Origin of the sequence: Photorhabdus sp. RM71S, assembly GCF_042879355.1 — a bacterium.
Classification (GTDB): Bacteria; Pseudomonadota; Gammaproteobacteria; order Enterobacterales; family Enterobacteriaceae; genus Photorhabdus; species Photorhabdus kayaii.
Genome location: NZ_JBHFKV010000009.1, coordinates 1 through 15,306, shown reverse-complemented (window position 1 = coordinate 15,306; position 15,306 = coordinate 1). Strand labels below are relative to the sequence as shown.

The following is a 15,306-nucleotide window of genomic DNA, read 5'->3' as shown; positions in this document are numbered from 1 at the left end:
CGATGCAGGGCTTTTCTCAGAAACCAATCAGTGAATTTAGCGACGATCGCCAAAAATACGTAGTAGCATCAAGAACATGTTGATGAAGTCCAGATACAGCGTTAATGCGCCAACAATTGAGAATTTACGCAAATTCTCTTTGTCATTCACATCAAGATCTTCACCCATCTCTTTCAGCTTCTGAGTGTCATAAGCGGTTAAGCCCGCAAAGATAACGACACCAATGTAGGTTACCGCCCACATCAACGCTGTACTCTTTAACCAGAGGTTAATCAGAGAAGCCAAAATGATGCCGATCAACCCCATAAACAAGAAGCTACCAAGGCCACTCAGGCTACGTTTGGTGGTATAGCCGTAAAAACTCAACGCACCAAACATCCCTGCGGTCACGACAAAAGTAGTGGCAATGGAACCACCAGTATATATTTTAAAAATACCGGAAAGCGTTAGCCCAGTCAGCGCTGAATAGAGCATAAACAACCCAGTAGCTAACGAAGCTCCCATGCGGTTAATCATGCCAGAGAGGACGAAAACCAATCCCAATTGAGCAATAACTAATCCATAGAAAATCACCGAGTTTGAGAAAATATATTCAACAACATTCTGATTTTGTGACACATACCAAGCCACAAACGCCGTTAACAACAGGCCACAAGTCATCCAACCATAAACTTGGGCCATATAAGTTTGCAAGCCGGTTCCAGCTTGCTGGATTATAGAACCATTTGAGCGTGGATAACGATCCATGGCGCTTACCTTCTATGACAGTGTTTAGAAATTCAGGCTGTTTAATATCAACAACCCACTCAAGTTTTATACATTATCACAGAATATAATCAAAACAATTAACCATTCAATAATTACTTGTATAGCAGTTCATCTATCTGATCAGTTTTCGAAGCGTTTCGCAGAATTTAGCCAACACTTTCATCACCAACGTTTCGCGGCTTCCTGATCACTCTCACGGGATTCAACCCAACGATCACCATCAGGCAAAAACTCTTTTTTCCATAAAGGCGCCTGCGTTTTTAAATAATCCATAATAAATTCAGCCGCTGCAAAAGCCATATGACGATGGGCACTTGTCACGCCAACAAACACAATTTCATCACCAGGGTAAAGCGTCCCAATCCGGTGGATAACACTGATACGCTGCAATGGCCAGCGATCCCGTGCTTCGGTGACAATATTTTGTAACGCTTTTTCCGTCATTCCGGGATAGTGTTCCAGTCTCAGGACACTCACTCGGTCACCCAGATTATGATTACGGACTTTGCCGGTGAAAGTGACGATAGCACCATCTTCATCACATTGAGCAAGCCATTGATATTCTTCCCCTACATTGAAATTTTCCGGCCCAACGAAAATGCGGGTGTTTTCCATTTATTATCCCCCAGTCACTGGCGGGAAAAAGGCCACTTCATCACCATCCTGTAATGGGTGCCCGCCATGAACAAGAGATTGGTTTACCGCTGACAACAATTTTCCATCTTCCAACGCCAAGGCCCAACGTTCTCCCTTTGATATTAACGCCGTCCTCAAACCGTCAACGGTTGTGTAACGATTATCGAGATCCAGTGAATCAGTACCTACCAGCTCACGTACCTGAGCAAAAAACAGTACCTTAATCATTTATCCACCTTAAAATGGCCTAATTTCCCACCTATCTTCTCCAACAAACGAACTGGCCCAATGACCATATCTTTCTGTACCGCTTTACACATATCGTAAATTGTCAAAGCCGCGACTGACGCCGCTGTCAGTGCCTCCATTTCAACACCGGTTTTCCCAGTCAGACGACAACAGGATTCAATTCTGACCCGGTTATATTTTGTCTGAGCTTCCAACTGGACTTCTACTTTAGTTAGCAGTAATGGATGACACAGCGGAATTAATTCCCATGTGCGCTTGGCTGCTTGGATACCCGCAATCCTCGCGGTAGCAAATACATCACCTTTGTGATGGCGATCTTCAATAATCATTGCCAGTGTTTCCGGCTTCATTCCAACAAACGCTTCTGCCCTTGCCTCGCGTGATGTTTCAGCTTTAGCAGAAACATCAACCATATACGCTTCACCGATAGAATTGATGTGGGTTAATTGAGACATTCTTAGCTCCTGAAAAAACAACAAGATCCAGACGGTAAATTAACCGCCGATGACGGAAAGATTTGGGGTGATACCACTGTCACCTTGATGAAGAAAATGGGTTTCCCGTTTATGCCGCAATCCATCCTGAATACGCAATTTCAGATCATCAAGTTGTTTTTCACTCGCCAATAAGTCACGCAGTGGTATCCCCTGTTCACCAAACAGGCATAAATGAAGATGACCTATTGAAGAAATACGTAACCGATTACAACTCCGACAAAAATCTTTCTCATAAGGCATAATTAGACCAATTTCTCCCTGATAATCAGGATGGCTAAAAACCTGTGCAGGGCCATCACTGCGTAAACGTTGAAGCAAATGCCAACCATCGAGCAACAGGCGTTCCCGGATAACTTCCCCCGAAATATGGTATTGACGAAACATTTCACCACCGTCACCGGTTTCCATCAACTCGATGAATCTTAATTGAATCGGACGATCTTTTATCCAGTGCAGGAAAGCCGGCAGGCTGATATCGTTAACATTTTTCATTAGCACTACGTTGACTTTCACTTTACTAAAACCCGCCGCAAATGCTGCATCAATACCACGCATCACCTGAAAAAATTTGTCCTGCCCGGTAATCGCATGAAATTGACGGGGATCAAGCGAATCCATACTGACATTCACTGCGGTTAAACCCGCCTCTTTCCACTTAGCAATATCTCGTTCCATTCGATAACCGTTAGTGGTTACTGCGAGGGTTTTAATCAACTTATTTTCACGTATGACGGAAATAATATCGGTGAAATCACGGCGCATGGTCGGTTCGCCCCCCGTCAAACGGATTTTCTCTGTACCCAGATCGGCAAACGCCCGGCCAACAAGACGAATTTCGGATAATGTCAAAAAGGAGTGATGTCCACGGGGTTTATAACCATCCGGCAAACAATAAGTACACCGAAAATTACATACATCGGTAATAGATAGCCGCAAATAGTAAAATTTACGAGCAAAAGCGTCTATGAGTTGTTCCACAATAACACCTTTCCAAACATGGGAGACGCGAGCATTTCTGCCTCGCATCCTGGTGACTCAGTAGTCACGGCCAAAACATCATATCGCTGTGTAAAAAGGGACTTAGATGCAGAGGCTAGGAGTTAATTCCAACATCTATACCCGTCATCTTTCAAGCTGCCTCTTTGTTGGCTGCACTCACTCACCCCGGTCACATCGTTACCTATGCTCCCGGGGATTCATTCCCTTGCCGTCGCAATGCATCTTGAAATCCATTGGGTATATGATTTAATGTAAAACGACCTTCTCTGATATGGATTTTAGCGCTTAACAAAGAAAAATGCGAATACCCACTTTCGTTATATAATTGAATATACAATGAATTACCACATTGTTCAGAATAAATAACAGACAATTTCTATTTGTGATCAGTTAAAACATTGCACCCAATCATAACGTTTGTTCGGTTAATCGTGTTTTATAATAAATTACGCTAAAATTATTCAGCGAATATATGCTCAGTCAGTAATAGGAATTCTATGCGAAACCGCACATTAGCCGATTTAGATCGGGTAGTTGCCTTAGGCGGAGGTCATGGCCTTGGGCGCGTTATGTCCTCTCTTTCATCACTAGGCTCTCGCCTGACAGGCATTGTGACCACGACAGATAATGGCGGCTCAACCGGCAGGATCCGGCGTTCAGAAGGCGGTATTGCCTGGGGTGATACCCGCAATTGTTTAAATCAGCTTATTACCGAACCCAGTGTCGCGTCAGCAATGTTCGAATACCGTTTCAGTGGCAATGGCGAACTGGCAGGGCATAATCTGGGGAATCTGATGCTTAAAGCGTTAGATCATTTAAGTGTCAGACCCCTTGAGGCAATTAATTTAATCCGCAGTTTGTTGAAAGTTAATGCTCATCTTATTCCAATGTCTGAGCAGCCCGTTGACCTAATGGCGATAGATGATCAAGGCAACACCATTTATGGCGAAGTTAATGTTGATCAATTGAATTGTATTCCTCAGGAGTTGATGCTTTATCCGCCTGCGACCGCAACAAAAGAGGCATTGGATGCTATCACTCAAGCAGATCTGATTATTATCGGCCCTGGCAGCTTCTTCACCAGTCTGATGCCATTGCTTCTGCTTGAAGATTTAACCCAAGCACTGCGTCGTAGCAACGCCAATATGATTTATATCGGTAACCTAGGCAAAGAACTCAGTGCCGCGGCCGCCGAACTGACACTGAAAGATAAGCTGGAAATAATGGAAAACAAAATTGGCAGCCGGATAATTGATGCAGTAATCGTTGGCCCGTGCACAAATATCAGCGAGCTTAACGACTGGATTATTACTCAGCAAATACTCGAAGCACAGGATGTTCCCTATCGCCACGACCGTGAATTACTACATCAGGCGTTAGAGAATACCCTGCAAAACCTTGGTTAAGAATTGGCAATAAATTGCTCTCGCAATGCCTGAATCTGATCCCGAACACTCGCCGCCTGTTCGAATTCAAGATCCTGCGCATGCTGGTACATCTTCGCTTCCAGCTCGCGGATTTTGCTTTCCAGCTCTTTGGCAGACAGGTTGCTGAATGTTTCCGCTGTGGCAACCGCTTTACCTCTGCCCTTTCTTTTACCACCCGCTGGCTGCCCAATTTGCAGAATATCACTAATTTTCTTATTGAGACCTTTTGGAACAATACCGTGTTTTTCATTAAATATCTGCTGCTTAGCACGCCGGCGTTCCGTTTCACCAATAGCTTTTGCCATTGAATCAGTGATCTTATCGCCATAAAGGATCGCTTTACCATGCAGGTTACGGGCAGCACGCCCAATCGTCTGAATTAATGAACGTTCAGACCGCAGGAAACCTTCTTTATCCGCATCAAGAATGGCCACCAGAGAAACTTCTGGCATATCCAGCCCTTCCCTCAGCAAGTTAATTCCCACTAATACATCAAACTCACCTAAACGAAGATCCCGAATAATTTCCACACGTTCGACAGTATCGATATCCGAGTGCAAATAGCGAACCCGTTCACCGTGCTCTTCCAAATACTCGGTTAAATCCTCCGCCATTCGCTTAGTCAATGTGGTGACCAATACCCGTTCATTTTCCACCGCCCGAATACGGATTTCAGACAGTAAGTCATCAACCTGTGTCGCTACAGGACGCACCTCCACTTCCGGATCAAGCAAACCCGTAGGACGCACCACCTGTTCCACCACATCGCCACTGGATTTTTCCAATTCATATTTGCCTGGCGTAGCCGAAATATAAATGGTCTGTGGAGCCAGTGCTTCAAATTCTTCAAACCGAAGTGGACGATTATCCAGCGCAGAAGGCATACGGAAACCATATTCCACCAGCGTCTCTTTGCGGGAACGATCCCCTCGATACATCCCACCAATTTGCGGGATGGTAACGTGCGATTCATCCACTACCAGCAAACCATCAGCCGGGAGATAATCAAACAGTGTCGGCGGCGGCTCCCCTTCGGCACGGCCAGAGAGATAACGGGAATAGTTTTCAATGCCGGAGCAATAACCCAATTCATTCATCATTTCCAAATCAAATTGGGTACGCTGCGTAATACGCTGTTCTTCCAGCAGTTTACCATTTGCCAGCAATACATTACGCCGCTGCTCAAGCTCAATTTTAATCGCTTCCATTGACTGAATAATACGCTCACGCGGAGTAACATAGTGGGTTTTCGGATAAACGGTATATCGTGGAACATGATATTGAATCTGTCCCGTTAGCGGATCAAACAGTGATAACCGTTCTACTTCATCATCAAATAGTTCAACGCGCAGGGCATGCTCATCAGATTCAGCCGGAAAGATATCAATCACTTCACCACGAACCCTAAATGTCCCTCGCTGGAATGCCTGATCATTACGGGTATATTGCAATTCAGCTAAACGTCTCAGAATGGAGCGTTGATCAATCATCATACCGTTGGTCAGGTGGAGCATCATTTTCAGGTAACTATCAGGATCACCTAAACCATAAATAGCCGATACAGACGCAACGACAATCACATCTCGCCGCTCCAGCAAAGCTTTTGTGGCAGACAGGCGCATTTGTTCAATGTGTTCGTTCACGGAAGCATCTTTTTCGATAAAAGTATCGGAACTCGGCACATAAGCTTCCGGCTGGTAATAATCGTAATAGGAAACAAAGTACTCTACGGCATTTTCTGGGAAAAAGTCCTTCATTTCGCTGTAAAGTTGAGCCGCCAGTGTCTTGTTCGGAGCAAGTACCATCGTTGGTCGGTTTAAATTGGCTATCACATTAGCGACAGTAAATGTCTTACCCGACCCAGTTACCCCTAACAAAGTCTGGTGGGCAAGCCCGTCTTCTAAGCCTTCTTGTAATTGACGGATGGCCTCTGGTTGATCACCCCCCGGTTGGAAGTCAGAATGTAATTTGAACACCTTACTCATCGGTATCTCACTTTCCTAACATTAAGTTAGCCTATAATACTGGATATAAAACCAGCTTCAAGTTGATTTTATAAAAACGGACTCAAGTAGGTCACTTCCCTATCAATTAAACATCCGTTGATATCAAAATAAATACCATTTTATCCCCAAAATTATCTTGATTTTTCCATTTTTTATATGATTGGCTGAAAGGTGACAACATGGGACATCATCACAGGTCAGACAGGGCTTGATTTTAGTTATCTTATTGATATTTAATAAAATTAAAACAAAGACGAGAATAACATCAACCTTGACGAAAGCCGCGTATTTTCTTGCGTCGCGTAACTTTTCTAAGTCTAATACACAAGGTTATCCACAGGAATAGTGGATAACTCTACAAACCCTATTAACTGTACGAGGTTGCAACATCATGCCACAAAATAGGTATCCTCTACCGATAAAAATTTTTACTATTTTTTTAACCTTTATCTCAATTCTTCCTTTCAAAAAAATGAATAAATTTGCTGAAAAAGTAAGAATTTTCTCACGGAAATTAAACATCAATAAATTATATTCTTTCAATATTACCAGCATTAAAGGTAGATAATTGTCTATTTTTTCTGTAGACTGAGCGAAAAAAACTGCCTTTTTTGCATCAAACAACAGCAAATAATACGGGTTAGATTGGGATTTTTATTCAATAAGAGATAACCGGTGAACAGTTTCCTATATGAAATCTGTTAATCAAGAGGAGAGGCGTGTTTTACCTAAATTCTCTGTTTCCTACGCTTTCAGCAATAGCAGGTTCAATAGCATTTTTGACTATGCCGATATAAACAGTGCCGATAAACATTTACCAAAAAACAACAACTGACTCAATTGGCATGAGCAAAACCCAATTTTTAATTAGAATATTAAGATATGTCATTGATAAATTAACCAATTCACATCAGCATATCCTCTATTTTACAAAACGAGCTCCATCGTAACTGCTCAAAAAAAATGATAGATACACAAATATCAAATCGACACAGCCCTCGTAAAACGTCCAATATTCTGCTGGCTATTTTCGATCGAAAAACTTACTTTGTATCTATCATTCACAATTTCAATCGATTGCTGTTCCAAAGCATCTTTATACTGCCATTTCCTGGTGTTTTAACTGCGTTATCATTTTATTAATTTACTAATTTCAGTCCTAATGTTTATTTAATTTCCTCTATTTTCTTGAAATTCCCTAGTGCTAAAAAAATAACCCACTTTCAAACTCAAAGGATAAAGTAGCTCTTCCCCGAGAGATTTATAATAAGAATAATGTTTCGTTTGATGCTATCTAATGATCCAAAAACACATCAACACAACTTAACATTATTATAATAAAATCCATAAAGTCAACACAAAAATAAACATAAAGTTCAGTTTTGTGTAAACTTTATAATGAATTTCACTTAATTATATGATTTAACTTTCATTTTTAGAATATAAAGGTAAATCCATGAGCATTTTCTGATATAGGATGTGCTAATATAGATAACTAGAAAAATCAGATATTAAAAGTAAAATCAATAAATTATCACAATGAGTGGTTTTTTCACACTGGACAATATCATCAAGTAATATATAGTAATGCTGTTATCTTTACATAAAGGATTCTCATGAAAACGTCTAATGCACAGCGAAAAACAAATATCATTAAAAATATAGAATATTTGATACGTACCCGTGGAGAAACCAAGAGCTCTTTTTCCAACCGAACAGGATTAACCCGTACCACCATTTATAAAATTCTGGAAGGACAAGTCAATAACGTTCAACAATCTACGGTTCTTCGGATCTCCGATTTTTTCGGCGTTTCTTGTGAAGAAATAGAATATTATGACCTTGAGCAATTAGAACGCCTCAATGAAACACTCTCAACCGAAGGCAATAAAAATCCTTCGGCTATCCCTATCGTTCCACAATCTGAATTTCTAGCCGTTTCTGAGAAAAAAATAGGTCAGCTTGTTACCGAGTATCCGCTTACCTATTTCTTTGGTGATGAATCAAACATGTTGGCTCTTAAAGTCGAATCGGCAATAGAAGATACATTCATACCCGGTGAGGTGATCATTATAAAACGTCCCCCCGCATTAGTCACCAATACGCCATTATTGTATTACTCTAAGGAAATTGGGTTCTTTATCCGGCAAGAGAAAAATGATGACAGCCTCGATAGGAAACCCTACAAAAATGCTTATTTTTTAGGCTGTATCGTAGGAGAAAGACTATAAATGACGGTAAATCAAAAGTTTAAGTTACTGGGATTTTCAAGGTATGGTAAATTATCGGCAAATGTCATGGTGCTAGCGACAGGTAAGACCATTACTATGGGGTTAAAAGAGCTCGCTGACAGTGATATTTCAGAAGATCTGAGCAGACATGAGCTCAGTACGATATACCGGAAACTATACAGCCACAGTAATATCGTAACAGCTTATGAACTTGGGGATCGTCATGAGCGTTCATGGCAAGCCTATTTACTCATTAGCATCGCACTCAGTGTTATCTATATTTTCTCTACCATATGTGGTGTGAAGCCCATTCATATCCCGATCCTTAATATTGTCACGCCTCCTGGGGTTTTTATTTACCCTATAACCTTCTTACTGGTCGATATTCTAAACGAATTCTATGGATTACGTCTGGCAAGAAGAACGATTATTATCTCTTTTACAGCGAACTTATTATTTGTTCTAGGGCTTTGGGGAACCGCACTGATGCCAGGTGTTCCTGGATGGGAGTTTGGTGCGACTTATAATGGAATAGTGAATAGTATCGTATCTGTATTACTGGCATCATCTCTTGCTTATTTTATCTCTGAGAATATAAACTCGTATCTCCTCTGCAAAATAAAATCTCTCACAAACTCAAAGTATCTTTTCCTGCGAGTAATAACCAGTACTGTTATCGCTTCAGCATTCGACAGTATCATATTCTGTTCAATCGCTTTCTATGGTGTTCTCGGCATAGACATCATAAAAGAAATGATTATCGCCCAGTTCCTCATTAAAGTGGCTTATTCTATCTTGGGTGTAGGCCCTATTTATCTGGTAAGGAAGATATTCAGGAATTATATAAATCGGCCAGCAGATGCGCCAGTGAATAAAAAACTCGCTGAAGTATAAATAGAGATAACGTTTTTTCAAAATAGAGTAAACTCGTTGAAAAATATCATTTTTATGCCGGAGTGTCATTCCGGCATATTATCCTAAAATAACCTATACCCTATGGATTTCAAGATGCATCGCGACGGCAAGGGAGTGAATCCCCGGGAACATAGCGAACTATGTGACCGGAGTGAGTGCAGCCAACAAAGCGACAACTTGAAAGATAACGGGTATATACCCTATGGATTTCAAGATGCATCGCGACGGCAAGGGAGCGAATCCCCGGGAGCATAGATAACTATGTGACCGGGGTGAGTGAGTGCAGCCAACAAAGAGGCAACTTGAAAGATGACGGGTATAGATATGAGTAGTGTAATCATTCATCATGACATTGAAATAACATTCCACCAGATTAAATTTTCAAATTAATTATTCAGTAATTTTAAATCTATATATTCCCCTAAATGATTAAAATATTCTTGCGTTAAATGAGGAATCATACCTAATAAAGGAGCCGGTAACATACGCTCTAATGTCGCCAAATATTCTTGCTGACGTTTGCCTGCGGGTTCAACCTCATTAGCTATCCAGCCTGCAAAATGTAACCCTGAACCTATAATAGCTTCCACGGTAAGTAGCGCATGATTAATACAGCCCAACTTCACCCCCACTGCCAAAATAACCGGCAGTTGCTCTTTAACCACCCAGTCAGCAAAAGTCACCGATTCTGATAAAGGGGTATACCAACCACCAGCGCCCTCAACTAAAACCCAGTCTGCTTTCTTTTCTAACTGATGCAACCCCGTAGACATAACAGTAAAATCAATAGGTTGATTCAAGTCATCACTGGCAATATGGGGTGATGTTGCTTCAACAAATACTAACGGATTCACTTCTTCATATTGCAAAGATACAGAACTATTTGCCAGCAATGCCAGCGCATCGGAATTACGGATACCTGCCGGCGTTATTTCACTACCGGAAGCGACAGGTTTATAACCTGCTGTTTTATATCCTGTTTTAGTTGCCGCTTGTAACAAAGCACAACTTACAACTGTTTTACCCACTTCGGTATCTGTACCTGTCAAAAACCAGCACTTAGTCACGATGAATCACTCCAAAAACAACCTGATAGCTAAGAGGTAACTGTTCATTTTCTCGTGGATAAGCCTGTTCCAGAGCAGTCAGTCGTCCACGCGTCATCAGTCCTTGCTGTCGCCCATAATGAAGGTGAGTCGCGCCAATCCCTTTCAGAGAACCCAATAGCGGCAATATATGAGAATATTGCTGGCGATAAACCTGACTAATAAGACAATGCCGGAACCCTTGACAGGCATCTTTAATTGTCTGTTGCGGTAGGAACTGATTAATATGCTGGTAGTTATCAACCGCACTCCAAGCTTGCTTCAATTCATGCAATGAACCTTTGGCCAAGGTGGAAAATAGAATTAATCCACCAGGGCAGGTTACCCGATAAAGTTCTCTTAAAGCGCTGGATAAATTATCACACCACTGAACAACCAGATTACTGAAACAGATATCAACACTGCTGTCAGCAAGCCCTAAATGTTCAATATCCGCTTGTAAATAATAGTCAGCCGCCAATTGCTTACGGGCATAAACTAACATGCCTGATGCTAAATCCAACCCAATAACCTGTTTCCCCTGTTGTCGCCAGCGGTGACTAAAAAAACCCGTACCGCAACCAGCATCCAATATTAACTGACCAGGATGTCCAGCGGCTTGTTGCATGAGGAATTCACCGGTTTGCTGCTGTAATTTCGCTACCACATCATAATTGGCGGCCGCTCGTCCAAACGCTCCAGCAATCGCCTGTTTATTGGCAAATTCAGCTACGGAACCCATGCAACGCCTCCATCAACATATCAATATCCTGTGGCATATGACTGGCCGTCAAAGTAATACGTAATCTGGCGCTGCCCGGTGGTACTGTTGGTGGGCGGATGGCTTTAACCCAAATCCCTTTTTGTTGCAGATACTGAGACAAGGACACACTCAGCTCATTATCACTCACAATCAATGGCTGAATTGCGGTAATTGAATCTGTCAGATTGAATGGCAGTTTCTGAGCTTGCCGGCGGAAGTAATTGATATTCTGCTGTAATCGTTGGCGCAATTCATCACCAGATTGTATCTGCCGAACAGCTTCAGAAAGCGCCTGAGCCTGTGCAGGAGGCATAGAAGTGCTGTAGATCAGATGACGGGCATACTGAATTAGATATTCTGCCGTCTGCTCATCACAAAGCACCGCCGCGCCACTCAATCCAAATGCTTTGCCAAAAGTGACAATCAAAATTTCCGGTTTGATTCCCTGTTGCCAACAGCTTCCCCTTCCCTGCTCACCACAGACACCAATACCGTGAGCATCATCCACCATTAACCAGTTGCCAGAAATTCTGGTTTGCTGATGAATATCGGCTAGCGGTGCGCAGTCACCATCCATACTGAACACACCTTCGGTTACCACCAGCGTTTTTCCAACACAAGGCGTTGCCAGTAAATTTGCAAGTGATTCAGGTTGATTATGCAGAAAACGCCGTAGCTGAGCGGGGGAATGCATAGCCGCTTCCATTAATGAAGCATGACTCAGGCGATCGGCAATAATCCGATCCTGTTCCGTCATTAACGCGGCAATGACCCCCTGATTAGCAGAATACCCCGAAATAAACAGTAATGCTTTTGGATAACCCAGCCAGTCAGCCAATTGTTGTTCCAATAGCTGATGAGCCTTTGTATAACCCGTAATATGACCGGAACCTCCACTACCAACACCATATTGTTCAGCTCCCCGCTGCCATGCGGAAATGATTGCGGGATTTGCACTTAACCCAAGGTAATCATTACTGGAAAAATTAAGATATTTGCCATCAGTGGCATACAGGAAACGCCCATCTGATTTCTGATTGACCTGCCGCTGACGCCATAGCGAAGTGTCCCGACGCTCAGACAATTGCCGGGAAAGATAAGATGACCAGTCCATCATAATGCCGCATTATAAAATTGTTCGTTATCCGCATTGATAATGGCTTCTGCCAAATGCTGCTGTTGCTGATTATCACCAAATGCTGTCTGAGTCTGCTGAGGATTAATGCCCAACTTGCGAAATAGTTGTAAATCTTTATCTTCCGCAGGGTTAGGTGTAGTGAGCAACTTACAGCCATAAAAAATAGAATTAGCGCCAGCCATAAAACACATTGCCTGTGTCTGCTCATTCATCTGTTCACGACCTGCGGATAACCGAACATGAGAAGACGGCATCATGATCCTGGCAACAGCAATCGTGCGGATAAAATCGAAAGGGTCTACATCTTCGTTCTCAGCCAATGGCGTGCCTTTGACCTTAACCAACATGTTGATGGGTACACTCTCTGGCGGTTTTGGCAGATTTGCCAGTTGTACCAATAACGCGGCCCGATCACGTATCGCCTCACCCAGACCAACAATACCACCAGAGCACACTTTTATTCCGGCCTCTCGTACTTTATCAAGGGTATCCAACCTGTCCTGATAGGTCCGAGTCGTAATGATGTTGCCATAAAATTCCGGGGAGGTATCAAGGTTGTGGTTGTAGTAATCTAATCCTGCATCCGCCAGCCGCTGCGCTTGTAACCCATTGAGCATGCCCAGTGTCATGCAGGTTTCCATTCCCAATGCTTTGACTTCCTTAACCATTTTCTCCAGATAAGGCATATCCCTCTCATGGGGATTTTTCCACGCGGCACCCATACAAAAACGTGTTGAACCCGCATTTTTAGCCTTACGAGCAGAATCAATCACCTGTTCCACTTCCATCAACCGCTCTTTTTCAAGACCTGTTTTGTAACGGGAGCTTTGCGGGCAATATTTGCAATCTTCCGGACAAGCCCCGGTTTTGATGGAAAGTAGTGTACTAACCTGTACTTGCTGTGGGTCAAAGTAAATACGATGAACCTGCTGTGCTTGAAATAATAATTCGAAAAAAGGTTTATCAAACAGCTCTTGCGCCTGCTTAATTGTCCATTGCTTACGCTCAATCACAATAACATCTCCAGTGTAAAAAAAGTCTAGTCAGTTTAAATAATGCCGCTATACTGTCAACCAATTTTAATAAAATTGGTTGACAGTATAGCCTTATGACTTCTTCTGATATTGAATTTGATCTACACCATATTTGGCATCCCTATACCTCCATGACCAACCCTCTTCCGGTTTACCCTGTTGTTGGCGCTTCTGGGATGGAAATCGAGTTGGCTGATGGCCGTAAGCTAGTGGATGGTATGTCTTCTTGGTGGGCCGCCATTCATGGATATAACCATCCGGTACTGAACCAAGCCGCTAAAATTCAGATTGATCATATGTCCCATATCATGTTTGGTGGAATTACCCATCCACCCGCAATCGCACTTTGCAGGCAATTAGTGGCAATCTCCCCGCCATCATTGGAATGTGTTTTTCTGGCTGATTCAGGCTCTGTCACAGTGGAAGTGGCTCTGAAAATGGCATTGCAATACTGGCAGGCAAAAGGTGAGAAACGCCAGCGTATTTTGACATTACGCCACGGTTACCATGGCGACACATTCGGCGCTATGTCCGTCTGTGATCCCGACAATTCAATGCATAATCTCTACAAAGGCTATCTGCCACCCCATCTGTTCGCTGAATCGCCTCAGTGCGGGTTTGATTCTCAATGGAACGAGCGGGATATCATGCCATTTCGCACTTTGCTGGAGCAGCATTCCCGTGATATTGCCGCGGTGATCCTTGAACCTATCGTACAGGGTGCTGGAGGAATGCGAATTTATCATCCTGAATATCTGCGTCAGGTCAGAATGCTTTGTGATCAGCACCGGATTCTATTAATTGCAGATGAAATTGCCACCGGTTTTGGCCGCACAGGAAAATTGTTTGCTTGTGAACATGCTGAAATTGAGCCAGATATTTTATGTGTAGGAAAAGCGCTGACAGGTGGTTATATGACACTATCAGCAACACTGGCAACCCGTAAGATAGCCGAAACGATTAGCAATGGTGAAGCAGGCTGTTTTATGCACGGCCCAACGTTTATGGGCAATCCATTAGCTTGCGCCGTAGCAGAAGCCAGTTTGAACTTGTTATTACAAAGCCCTTGGCAACAACGTATTAAATCAATTGAAAACCAGTTAAAGACTGAATTGATGCCACTAAGACACCATACAAAAGTGGCTAATGTTCGGGTATTAGGTGCAATTGGCATCGTGGAGATGAAGCAATCCGTGAATATGGCGGTGCTACAACACTATTTTGTTTCTCAAGGTGTCTGGATAAGACCATTTGGCAAGCTGATTTATTTGATGCCGCCTTATATTATTCAACCAGAGCAACTTTCACGTCTGACAAAGGCTGTCTCTGGTGCAATTAATTTGTGATTTTTTGTTATTGAAAAAATTTTTCTGAATTTATTGCGAACAGTTAGTAAAGCTGAATTTCAACTCGATCAAAAAAGGCCCCCAACCGGGAGTAATGCCGATCAGTTAAGCAACTGACTGGCTGTTTTTCTGGGCTTTTCTGTATTTGTAAGGTCTTTCCTTTACTACCCTCGGGAAGGCTCTTTTTCTCCTTACCGGGAGCTTCACTAACT

The 15,306-nt window shown here is 42.7% G+C and carries 15 protein-coding genes and 1 riboswitch; of the genes, 4 read left to right on the top strand and 11 right to left on the bottom strand.

The window, feature by feature from the left end:
* Window positions 1–36: 36 nt before the first annotated feature.
* The 5 genes from ACGF5R_RS07300 to moaA all read right to left on the bottom strand — a co-directional run bounded on the left by ACGF5R_RS07300 (window position 37) and on the right by moaA (window position 3,128).
* Entirely contained in the window at window positions 37–747 is a 711-nt protein-coding gene (locus ACGF5R_RS07300; protein WP_262981304.1) for a Bax inhibitor-1/YccA family protein, read from the bottom strand.
* A gap of 183 nt (window positions 748–930) precedes the next feature.
* The gene (gene moaE, locus ACGF5R_RS07295) at window positions 931–1,383 is read right to left on the bottom strand and encodes a molybdopterin synthase catalytic subunit MoaE (protein WP_262981303.1); all 453 of its coding nucleotides are present in this window, start codon (window positions 1,381–1,383) and stop codon (window positions 931–933) included.
* 3 nt (window positions 1,384–1,386) lie between these two features.
* A complete protein-coding gene (gene moaD, locus ACGF5R_RS07290) occupies window positions 1,387–1,632 on the bottom strand; it encodes a molybdopterin synthase sulfur carrier subunit (RefSeq protein ID WP_262981302.1) in 246 nt (81 codons plus the stop codon).
* Window positions 1,629–2,108, bottom strand: coding sequence for a cyclic pyranopterin monophosphate synthase MoaC (gene moaC / locus ACGF5R_RS07285; protein ID WP_112876153.1), 480 nt, complete (start codon window positions 2,106–2,108; stop codon window positions 1,629–1,631). The genes moaD and moaC overlap by 4 nt, the downstream gene beginning before the upstream one ends.
* Before the next feature lie 39 nt (window positions 2,109–2,147).
* The gene (gene moaA / locus ACGF5R_RS07280) at window positions 2,148–3,128 is read right to left on the bottom strand and encodes a GTP 3',8-cyclase MoaA (protein WP_387690300.1); all 981 of its coding nucleotides are present in this window, start codon (window positions 3,126–3,128) and stop codon (window positions 2,148–2,150) included.
* Window positions 3,118–3,262: riboswitch (molybdenum cofactor riboswitch) on the bottom strand. It overlaps the preceding gene by 11 nt.
* A 384-nt stretch (window positions 3,263–3,646) precedes the next feature.
* On the opposite strand from moaA, the gene yvcK reads away from it, so the two are divergent.
* A complete protein-coding gene (yvcK, locus tag ACGF5R_RS07275; RefSeq protein ID WP_387690298.1) occupies window positions 3,647–4,555 on the top strand; it encodes a uridine diphosphate-N-acetylglucosamine-binding protein YvcK in 909 nt (302 codons plus the stop codon).
* On the opposite strand, the gene uvrB is transcribed toward yvcK, so the two are convergent.
* Window positions 4,552–6,561, bottom strand: coding sequence for an excinuclease ABC subunit UvrB (uvrB, locus tag ACGF5R_RS07270; protein ID WP_387690296.1), 2,010 nt, complete (start codon window positions 6,559–6,561; stop codon window positions 4,552–4,554). The genes yvcK and uvrB overlap by 4 nt on opposite strands.
* A 1,637-nt stretch (window positions 6,562–8,198) precedes the next feature.
* Here uvrB and ACGF5R_RS07265 point away from each other — a divergent pair.
* Together ACGF5R_RS07265 and ACGF5R_RS07260 are read left to right on the top strand one after the other, a co-directional pair.
* Window positions 8,199–8,813 carry a helix-turn-helix transcriptional regulator gene (locus ACGF5R_RS07265; RefSeq protein WP_112895810.1) on the top strand — a complete coding sequence of 205 codons (615 nt, stop codon included), beginning with the start codon at window positions 8,199–8,201 and terminating at the stop codon, window positions 8,811–8,813.
* Window positions 8,814–9,707 (top strand): queuosine precursor transporter, encoded by an 894-nt coding sequence (locus tag ACGF5R_RS07260; RefSeq protein ID WP_112876158.1) that lies wholly within the window; start codon window positions 8,814–8,816, stop codon window positions 9,705–9,707.
* Window positions 9,708–10,114: 407 nt separating this feature from the next.
* Here ACGF5R_RS07260 and bioD read toward each other — a convergent pair whose 3' ends face one another.
* From bioD to bioB, 4 genes are read right to left on the bottom strand one after another with little or no spacing between them, the layout of a single operon-like run.
* On the bottom strand, window positions 10,115–10,795 hold the full coding sequence (gene bioD / locus ACGF5R_RS07255) for a dethiobiotin synthase (RefSeq protein ID WP_387690294.1): 681 nt from the start codon (window positions 10,793–10,795) through the stop codon (window positions 10,115–10,117).
* Window positions 10,788–11,555, bottom strand: coding sequence for a malonyl-ACP O-methyltransferase BioC (gene bioC / locus ACGF5R_RS07250; protein ID WP_387690292.1), 768 nt, complete (start codon window positions 11,553–11,555; stop codon window positions 10,788–10,790). The genes bioD and bioC overlap by 8 nt, the downstream gene beginning before the upstream one ends.
* Window positions 11,539–12,690 (bottom strand): 8-amino-7-oxononanoate synthase, encoded by a 1,152-nt coding sequence (gene bioF / locus ACGF5R_RS07245; protein WP_112876253.1) that lies wholly within the window; start codon window positions 12,688–12,690, stop codon window positions 11,539–11,541. Before bioF ends, bioC begins: the two co-directional genes overlap by 17 nt.
* On the bottom strand, window positions 12,690–13,727 hold the full coding sequence (bioB, locus tag ACGF5R_RS07240) for a biotin synthase BioB (RefSeq protein WP_112876161.1): 1,038 nt from the start codon (window positions 13,725–13,727) through the stop codon (window positions 12,690–12,692). Before bioB ends, bioF begins: the two co-directional genes overlap by 1 nt.
* A gap of 95 nt (window positions 13,728–13,822) precedes the next feature.
* Between bioB and bioA the strand changes: the two genes are divergently transcribed.
* Window positions 13,823–15,094, top strand: a complete 1,272-nt coding sequence (bioA, locus tag ACGF5R_RS07235) for an adenosylmethionine--8-amino-7-oxononanoate transaminase (RefSeq protein WP_387690290.1) — start codon at window positions 13,823–13,825, stop codon at window positions 15,092–15,094.
* Between the two features lie 105 nt (window positions 15,095–15,199).
* On the opposite strand, the gene ACGF5R_RS07230 is transcribed toward bioA, so the two are convergent.
* The coding region (locus ACGF5R_RS07230; RefSeq protein WP_387690388.1) for a hypothetical protein at window positions 15,200–15,306 on the bottom strand (107 nt) is incomplete at its 5' end.